We start from the raw sequence: 8,417 nt of genomic DNA on the forward strand, positions 1-8,417 counted from the left end.
GGCCGCGCGCGCGGCCACGTAGTCAGGTTGCGTGCAGGTTCCCCGCGTAAACCTCCCTGTATGACAACGACAACTGAAGCACGCACGCGCAGCGGGCGACTCATGCTCAACAAGGTCCCCGAGGTCACCATCTGGTTCTGGGTGATCAAGGTCCTGTGCACGACGGTCGGTGAGAGCTTCGCCGACTGGATCAACACCCAGCTGGGCGTCGGCCTGGTGAACACGGCCTGGATCTTCACTGCGGTTTTCGTGGTGGTCCTGGCCGTCCAGCTGCGGCTGAAGCGGTACGTCCCGTTCCCCTACTGGCTGACCGTGGTCGTTGTCAGCGTCACAGGCACCTTGTACACCGACATCCTGACCGACCAGCTGAACGTGCCGCTGTGGATCAGTTCCGCGGTCTTCTCGGTGCTGCTCGCGGTGGTCTTCGGCGTGTGGTGGCTGCGTGAGCGTACGCTGTCGATCCACTCGGTCACCACGTTCTCACGGGAGTCGTTCTACTGGCTGACTGTCCTGGTCACCTTCGCGCTCGGCACCGCGACCGGCGACTGGACTCTGGAGCTGACCGGCTGGAGCCCGGGCGTCTCAGTGTTGCTGCCGCTCGGCCTCATCGCGGCGATCACGGCGCTGTGGAGGTTCGGCGCTAACCCGGTGCTGTCCTTCTGGCTCGCCTACATCCTGACCCGCCCGCTGGGCGCGAACATCGGCGACTGGCTCGCCTCCCCCAAGGTCGCCCAGAACCCCGGCGACCCGACCGGTCTCGCGCTGGGCACGTTCACCACCAGCCTGATCTTCCTCGGCCTGATCCTGGCGACGGTGGTCTACCTGACGGTGACCCGCTCGGATGTGACCGAGACCTACGAGGCGGCCCACGCCGCACACGCCACCAGCGACCCGCGCAAGGAGCGCGTCGCGCTCGCCGGCTTCGGAGTGCTGGCCGTCGCCACCGCGGGCCTGCTGGTCTGGGCCCACGGTCAGCCGCACGTCGGCCCGGCGCCGGAGACCGACAACACCTCCGCCGTCCAGATGGCTCCCGGCCAGGCGGTGAAGAAATTCCCGCCCGCCAAGGTCGGCGCGCTGCGGGCCCTCGCCTCCACCTCGCTCAAGGACGCACGCTCGGGGAACGCGACCGGCGCGCACGCGGCCGCCCAGTCGCTGCGTGACCTGTGGGACGCCGACCAGGCCTCGCTGCAGCCGCTGGACCAAACCGGCTGGACCTCCATCGACGCCCAGATGGACAAAGTGCTCAAGACCTTCGGTATCGATCACTCGAACCCGCCGATGTCGCCGGCGCAGCAGGAGAGCGAACTGAACGCCCTCCTGACGGACCTGGGCTGAGAGATCACACAGCGCCCGGCCGGCCCACCCGGCCGCCGGGCTCAGTGTGCCGGGCCGCGCCGAGAACGGCGCCGCTTCGGCACACGCGGCGAGCCGCGGACAGCGCAGGCGGCCGGGGCCGCCTGCGGCAGCCCGGGCACGTCCGCAGACTCCCGTGGGGCGGTCGAAGCCGGCGCCAATGGCTTCGACCGCCGCGCTGTTGCCCCAGGCGATCAGTCGCGGTGGCGGCGTATGCGTCAGAAGCGGTGCCGGTGACCCTCAGACCTGGGCCCTGCACGCCTACCCGCGCTGGCGCAACACCAAGGCCCGCCACCCCGACGTCCTCACCACCCAACGACGCGAACGCGCCCGCATCCGCAGCGAGCCTCACCGCGGGCGGTCGCCGGATGTTCCTCAGGCGCCCGGAAACCCTCACCGAGCTCGCACAGCTCCGACTCAAGACCGTCCGCCCCCACTGCCCCGTACTCGACTCCCTCACCCGGCACGTCCGCGCCTTCGCGGTCATGCTCACCGACCGCCAAGGCGAGCGCCTTCCCGACTGGCTCGACGCCGTCCGGCAAGACGACCTGCCCAGCCTCCACACCCTCGCTGCCGGCATCGACCGCGACCTCGACGCCGTCATCGTCGGACTCAGCCTGCCCTGGAGCTACGGAGTCGTCGAAGGCCACGTCAACCGGATCGAGCTGCTCAAACGCCAGATGTTCGGCGGAGCAGGCTTCTGACTTCTACGCAAACGAGTCCTACTCGCCCCGTAGTCATGTTGTCAGTGCCTGATTCCGGACGACCTTACCGCAAGGAGATCAGCATGGGCACCTGGGACATCGGCCCCTTCGACAACGACACAGCCGCGGACTTCGCCAACGCTCTCGACGAGGCCGAGCCCGAGGCGCGCGAAGCTCTGATCCGAGGCGTCCTCGTCCGGACGGTCGAGGCCACGGGCTGTCTCAGGGAAGCGGACGAGGCGGTGGCCGCCGCCGCACTCATCGCGGCGCAATGCCCGGGAGGCGAACCTGTCGACACGCCCTACGGCCCGGAAGCGCCCATGCCCGTGTTCCCTTCCGACCTTCGGGCGCTCGCTGACGAAGCCCTCGCCCGCATCGCCGGCGACGAGGCTGGGCCGGCCTCGAACTGGGTCGATCCGGAGGACTGGAAGCAGTGGCAGGCCATACTCACGCGCCTTCGCGCAGTGCTTGTTTCGCCGCCACCTTCCATCGCTCTCTTCTACGTCCAGCCATAACGGAGTGTCACTCAGCACGGAAGTTGAGCGAGAACTCGGGCAGTGACGTCGTTTCGACATGAGAATGGGAGTCGCACGCTCACGCGAATAGTTGATGTACGTGGCTTCGGGAGTCACCCGCTGCTCTCGGCGGGTGTCGGCATCGCGTGCCTGTCGGGTCGTTCGCCGCGGACGGGCTCCGGGGAACGCCAAGTCACCGGGCACCCGGCCTTCCGCTCCCCGCGGCGGCCGCTTACTGGTAACAGGGGGAGCGCACAGCACGGTGACCGTGTCGCTCGCGTCCGCACTCCTTGGGCGACGAACGGCCAGTGAGTTCGGCTGCCGGAGCGCTGCTCGGGCAGGCCGCCACTGCCGGCTGCCAGCCTCAAGGCCCGTGCAGCCCCAAGCCAGGTTCTCCGGAGAAGTTCGGCGCATCTCCATACGGTCGCCGCGAATGGCGGACTGCGATCCGGCGTACTGAGGTGGTCACGCTGGTGCAGACGATGCCAAGCCGTCGCCCGCCGTTGCCACCATCAGCGGCGGCTGCACACGACCGAGGGGCGGTCCAGGAAAGAGACTTCGACCGGCAATCAGCCCACCACACTCGCCGAAAACGCCCCTGAACAGGTAACACGTCAAAGTGCTGCCGGAGTCTAGGCGTCCGCGATCCAGCTGCCGTGGAATCCCAGAGGTACCCGGCCGGGCAGGTGAATCAGGGCCAGCGGATGGCCACCGAAGTCCTGGGCCGAAAGGATCACCAGGTCGGTCGCGCCGCGGTCGGGGTCGTTCACGTACGACAGAACGTAACCGTCGTCCTCGTCCCGTGCCGCGCGCCGCGGGACGAACACCGGCTCGCCGGCCGCCGCGCCCCGGGGGAAGCGGTGGAGCTGCCTGCTGCCTCGCAACATGTCGTGCTTCATCAGGCAGTTGGTGAACTTCTCGTCCGGCGGCACGCCGTCGACGGTCTCGTACGCGCGCCACATCTCGGCCGCGCTCGCGGTGTAGGCATAGCGGTGCCGGCGCGAGACCAGGGATTCATTGATGCGGGGGAATTCCTGCGGACAGTCGTCCAGCCGGCTGCTTCGGACCCGGCCCGCGCGCAGATCGATCGTCCAGCGGTCGAGCGTCGGGGCACCGGTCGCGGAGGGCCCGCCCATCCCGCGGCCGGCGGCGTAGAACGGCGCGGGGAACCCGGTGTATTCCACCACGACCGCGCCACCCTCGTCGTAGGCGTTGAGCGTGTGCGAGTAGTACACCGGGGCGATCTCGAACCAGCGCGTAGTGCCGCCAGTGCGCGGCAACAGCCCGATGCGCATGGGATGTCTGTCGTTCCACACATACGGCACGATCGCACCCGCCTCCGCGGCGGCACCGTCGAAGGTGATCGGCACGTCCACGATCACCACGTACTTCTCGGTGAGCGCGAAGTCGTGCATCATCGGCGCGTCCGCGACGGGAATCCGCGTGGTCCGCGCCACCCGGCCAGTCCGGTCGATCATGATGTGCCGCACATGGTCCCAGGCGGGGTAGTACGCGATCGCGTGCAGCTCGTCGGCCGCCGCGTCGTACTTGGTGTGCGCGGTGAACGCGCCCTGGAGAGTGGAGCGGAAGTCGTACGGGCGCACGGTGTTGAGCTCGCCGTCCAGCTCGTACGGCAGCGGCCCGCCTTCCTGCATCGCCAGGATGCGGCCCTTGTACGGGACCACATGCGTGTTACACGCGAAGTCGTCCGGCGGGGTCTGACCCGGGTAAGTCTCCCCCAGCTTCGCCGTCACCTGCGAGGAGCGCACCCAGCGGTTGCGATACCACTCCGCGCGCCCCCCACGCAGCCGGACGCCGTGCACCATTCCGTCGCCGAGCATCCAGTGGTGAGCAAGGACATCCTCAAGGCCCAGCGCGTTCGGACCGTTACGCAGGTAACGGCCGTCCAGGTCACGCGGAATGCGGCCGGTCACCTTGAGATCAAAGGCCGTCAACTCCTCGGCGACCGGCGCGAACGCCCCTTCCAGGAACGGGGTCGCCCCAATCACGCCGCTCTTCCCGGCCGCACTGCTCGCCTGCGCCGCAGCCGTGAAGAAACCAGGCCCGAGACCGCTCCCGACCACACTGCCCGCTGCCGCAACCGCTACGCCCTTGAGAAGTCTCCGCCGCGTGTGACTGGCCATCATGCTTCGCCGCCCTCCGTTATCGATGCCGGCTCCGTCGGCCGGACTCGTGGTGACGGGAGCAACCCTCCTCCTCTGTCGCCCGTGAAGCAGTCGACTCAGGCCCCGAATCGGGGGTGATGCCGGCACCACCCCGAGGCTGCAATGCCGTGTCAAGCCGCTGGAGGAGCTCTTCCGCGTCCAGCATCCGCCTCGCACCTTCCCGGACGATCTCATCCAGCAGCGGGCTGCCGCTTAGCGGTGGTGCCGTCCTCGCTGACCACCGTAAGCACGGGCGTGTCTTCCCGACCGACACGCCAACGCCGGCCTTACTCAATCTCGGTGACCCGCAGGCCCTCTCGGCCATGGCCTGGAACTCGGCGCTATGGAGGCGCATGAGACGGTCGCTGGACATGCCACGATCCTTTCTGAGGGGGCGGAGGCAGATAATGCTGCAGGCCAGTTCGAGCAGGCTCTGGTGGAGGTCGACGCGGCGCTCGTAGCGGATGCGTGGTTGTTTGAACTGGTGGGGCCAGGCGAAGCGCAGTCAACCACCCAGCGCACCTTGCCAAGCCCGGATCCATGGGCGGTTCCCGCCTCGGGCGATGACGGGCTTGATGCCGCGTTTCCACAGCAGGCTGAGGTACTTGTCGTGGTCGTAGCCCCGGTCGGCGTACACGCGCCGGTGCTTGCGACGGAAGCGCCCCCGCGGGCCCCGGACCGGTGGGACGGCGTTCAGCAGCGGCAGCAGTTGGGTGACGTCGTGGCGGTTGCCGGTGAGGGTGACGGCTCTCGGCGCAACCCGAGCCTGTGGTCGGCCGGATCCCGAGCGGGCCGAACTCGTCGAAGGCGAACACCCGGTCAGGGAAGCTGTGAAGGACCTCCTCTGTGGGGTCCAGCTTCGTCTCGCGGTCGGGATCCGGGGACTCCTTCCACGTCTTGGCGCGCGGGAAGGCGATGCCGTGGCGGGCGAGCAGCCGCGTAACGCCTCGCGGTTGATACGGATCACCCGGCCGTGGTATCGCAGGGCGCTGGCGGCGATCACATGGGGCACAAGCAGCGGTTGAGGGCCGCACTCCGCGCTAGGGGTGCGGCCCTCGGTGCATGTGGTTACGAGGTCCAACCGCCGTACGGCACAGTGATGAGTTCCATGGCGTGGCCCGCCGGGTCCATGAAGTACACGCCGCGGCCACCGTCGTTGTGGTTGATCGTGCCGGGCTGCTTCCGGTGGGGGTCGGCGTAGTGCTCGATGCTGCGCTGTCTGATCTGCGCGTACGCCGCGTCGAACTCCTCCTCGGAGATCAAGAAGGCGTAGTGCTGGGGGGTGATGCTGTCCGCGGGGATAGTGGCGAAGTCCAGCGTGACGCCGTTGCTCAGGTCGACCGCGATGAACGGACCCCACTCGGCGGCGATCTCAAGGTTGAGCAGGTTCGCGAAGAATTCTGCGGACTCCCGGTTGTCCCTGGCGTGGACGATTGTGTGGTTCAACTCGACTGACAAGGAATGCCTCCGAAGGCATGTCCCGACACCTCCATGTCTCACCCAGCCGGTGACCGACACGCGATGTCGCAGTAGATCCTAGTCCTGTCTATGTAGTAAGTCGACGGTAGTTGATGAGGGCTGCGGCTATACCGACGAAGGCAAGGAAGTGCTCGGCCTTGCGTTCGTAGCGGCGGTGCAAGCGACGGCACCCGGCCAGCCAGGACGCTGTCCTTTCGACGACCCAGCGATGGCGGCCCAGCCGGGTGGACGACTCGATGCCCTTGCGGGCGATGCGGTGGCGGATGCCCCTCTTGCGGAGCCATCTGCGCAGGTGGTCGTAGTCGTAGCCCTTGTCTGCATGGAGCTTGGCTGGGCGCCGGCGACGGGGCCCGCGCCGGGAGCGGACGGGCGGGATCCCGCGCACCAGTGGCTTCAGCCCGAGACTGTCGTGCATGTTGGCGCCGGAGATGCCCAGTGACAGGGGCAGTCCGTTCCGGTCGGTGATCAGGTGGATTTTCGATCCCGGTTTGCCGCGGTCGGTCAGATTCGGTCCGGTCAGTGGCCCCCTTTTGCCGCCCGGACGCTGACGGAGTCGAGCGCGCACCGCGACCAGTCCCAGCTCTCCTCTGGCGCCGAGTTCGTCGAGGATGACCCGATGGAGCCGGGCCCAGACCCTCTCCCGGCTCCACTGGGCGAAGCGTCGGTAGACCGTGGGCCAGGCCGGCCCGAACACCGGCGGCAATTGCCGCCAGGTGCAGCCCGAGGTGGCCACGAAGATGATGGCCGCCAGCGTCTCGCGATCACCGGCCCGCCGTCGGCCACCGCCCTGAGGACGCTTCACCTCCGTCGGAGGCACCACCCGCCGGAACAACGCCCACAACTCGTCCGGCACCAACCGCTCAACCAGACCCGTCATGCACGGTTCAACGAATGATCACGCCTAAATGCTGTCCCGCAATACATCGGTGGTCCCTGACGTCTCACTCGCCGGTCTCTCCGTCAATGAGCTGGCGCGCGACGTCGAGGTGACCGACGTGGCGCGCGTATTCCCGAGGCGAGGCCAGGTCATCGGTCGCCGCGCCGCATGACACGTACGGTGGGCGCGCCGCCGTGCCGTGTCCGTGGTGGCCCGGGTGGGGATGCTGCCGATGGCGATGGCGGGTCGCGCACCTCAAGGCCCACCTGCGAGCTGCTGAGACGAGCCGTGGCCCCGTACGTCCCCCGCGCAGTGCCATCCGACCACCCCTCTCCCGTCCCGCGCACCCGCTCTACATGTCCCGCAGTTCCTGCCTGGGGCCCGGTTCCCGCTCACGCCGCAGGCGGTCCAGCGGGAGCCGCGGCGCCAGGGGCCGCAGCACCAGCGCGAGCACTGCACCAGCCGCCGCTCCCGGTATCGCCCACCACCAGCCGGTGCCGTCGCCACCCGCGGCCGACGCAGTCACCTGTACCTTCTGCCCCGTGTCCGCGTCCGGCGTGGTGGTGTCCGGTGCCGCGGTCTCCGGTGTGGCCGTCTCCCACTCCCACGGCACCGGAAAGATACCGGTGTACCCCTGGTCGGACGCCTTGCCCATCACGCCCAGTTTGCCGAGCAGGGCGCGCAGCCGGGCGGGCTGCTCGGCGCGATGCCAGTAGCCGTTCAGGGAATCGGGCACGTTCGCCGCCGTGTGGATCCAGACGGCGTTCTTGCCGGTCACCGGGAAGACCCGGTCGAGCCGCCATGGCGATATGTCGTGCGCCATCCAGGTCACGTTGATCTGCCGGGTATGGACCAGGTCAGCCTCGGGCGGCTTGTCCCGGCTGCCCGAGCCCGCCGGGCCCAGGAGCCTCTCCAGCTGCCTGTACTCCTTCTCAGAGGAGTACAGAGCGCCGGCCTCCCCACTCTGCGGCGAGGTCACGAGCACGCTCGTCGGCCCGCCGGCCGCCGCGAAAGACGCACCCCACACCATCACGGCGAGCAGCGTAGCCAACGCGCCCATGAACGCGGTCCGTTCACGAACTCTCCACCTGCCCATCCGAACCCCCACCGGCCGAATCCGGTGCAGCCCTCCCTGGGCCGCTCTCCACTTCTGGTACACCGCCCGGCCCGCCCGGGTTCCCACCCCGCGCGCACTATTTCGAAGGCCGCCCAGAAGTCCCGGCCTCCTGCGCGTTCGACCGGGCGATCTGCACCGCGCGCGCCTTCGAGGCCACGCCCTCCAGCCGGAGCGTCACAGCGTCGTCGCCGGTCCCGTGCATCCACA

The 8,417-nt window shown here is 68.6% G+C and carries 7 protein-coding genes and 2 pseudogenes; 4 read left to right on the plus strand and 5 right to left on the minus strand.

The features are described from left to right. Positions 1-60 precede the first annotated feature (60 nt). The 4 genes and pseudogenes from BZY54_RS29885 (at position 61) to BZY54_RS29895 (ending at position 2,572) form a co-directional block, all read left to right on the plus strand. Positions 61-1,335: a COG4705 family protein gene (locus tag BZY54_RS29885; RefSeq protein WP_086728452.1), complete on the plus strand. Its 1,275-nt coding sequence runs from the start codon at positions 61-63 to the stop codon at positions 1,333-1,335. 259 nt (positions 1,336-1,594) lie between these two features. Next, positions 1,595-1,699: pseudogene (locus BZY54_RS53690) on the plus strand (integrase); the annotation flags it as partial. Between the two features lie 22 nt (positions 1,700-1,721). Beyond that, positions 1,722-2,057: a transposase gene (locus BZY54_RS29890; RefSeq protein WP_208640811.1), complete on the plus strand. Its 336-nt coding sequence runs from the start codon at positions 1,722-1,724 to the stop codon at positions 2,055-2,057. Between the two features lie 83 nt (positions 2,058-2,140). Further along, positions 2,141-2,572 carry a DUF4259 domain-containing protein gene (locus BZY54_RS29895; RefSeq protein ID WP_086728455.1) on the plus strand — a complete coding sequence of 144 codons (432 nt, stop codon included), beginning with the start codon at positions 2,141-2,143 and terminating at the stop codon, positions 2,570-2,572. A 632-nt stretch (positions 2,573-3,204) separates the two neighbouring features. Here the strand turns inward: BZY54_RS29895 and BZY54_RS29900 are convergent. The 5 genes and pseudogenes from BZY54_RS29900 to BZY54_RS29925 all read right to left on the minus strand — a co-directional run bounded on the left by BZY54_RS29900 (position 3,205) and on the right by BZY54_RS29925 (position 8,153). Next, complete coding sequence (locus tag BZY54_RS29900) at positions 3,205-4,716, minus strand: carotenoid oxygenase family protein (RefSeq protein ID WP_086728456.1); 1,512 nt, start codon at positions 4,714-4,716, stop codon at positions 3,205-3,207. Positions 4,717-5,122: 406 nt separating this feature from the next. After that, positions 5,123-5,491, minus strand: a pseudogene (locus BZY54_RS29905) (transposase); the annotation flags it as partial. A 314-nt stretch (positions 5,492-5,805) separates the two neighbouring features. Next, entirely contained in the window at positions 5,806-6,195 is a 390-nt protein-coding gene (locus tag BZY54_RS29915) for a VOC family protein (protein WP_086728453.1), read from the minus strand. A gap of 88 nt (positions 6,196-6,283) precedes the next feature. Then, on the minus strand, positions 6,284-7,093 hold the full coding sequence (locus BZY54_RS29920) for an IS5 family transposase (protein ID WP_244217399.1): 810 nt from the start codon (positions 7,091-7,093) through the stop codon (positions 6,284-6,286). A 352-nt stretch (positions 7,094-7,445) separates the two neighbouring features. Next, positions 7,446-8,153, minus strand: coding sequence for a hypothetical protein (locus BZY54_RS29925; protein ID WP_086728454.1), 708 nt, complete (start codon positions 8,151-8,153; stop codon positions 7,446-7,448). Positions 8,154-8,417 lie beyond the last annotated feature (264 nt).

Source organism: Streptomyces carpinensis, assembly GCF_002154505.1.
Lineage (GTDB): Bacteria > Actinomycetota > Actinomycetes > Streptomycetales > Streptomycetaceae > Streptomyces > Streptomyces carpinensis.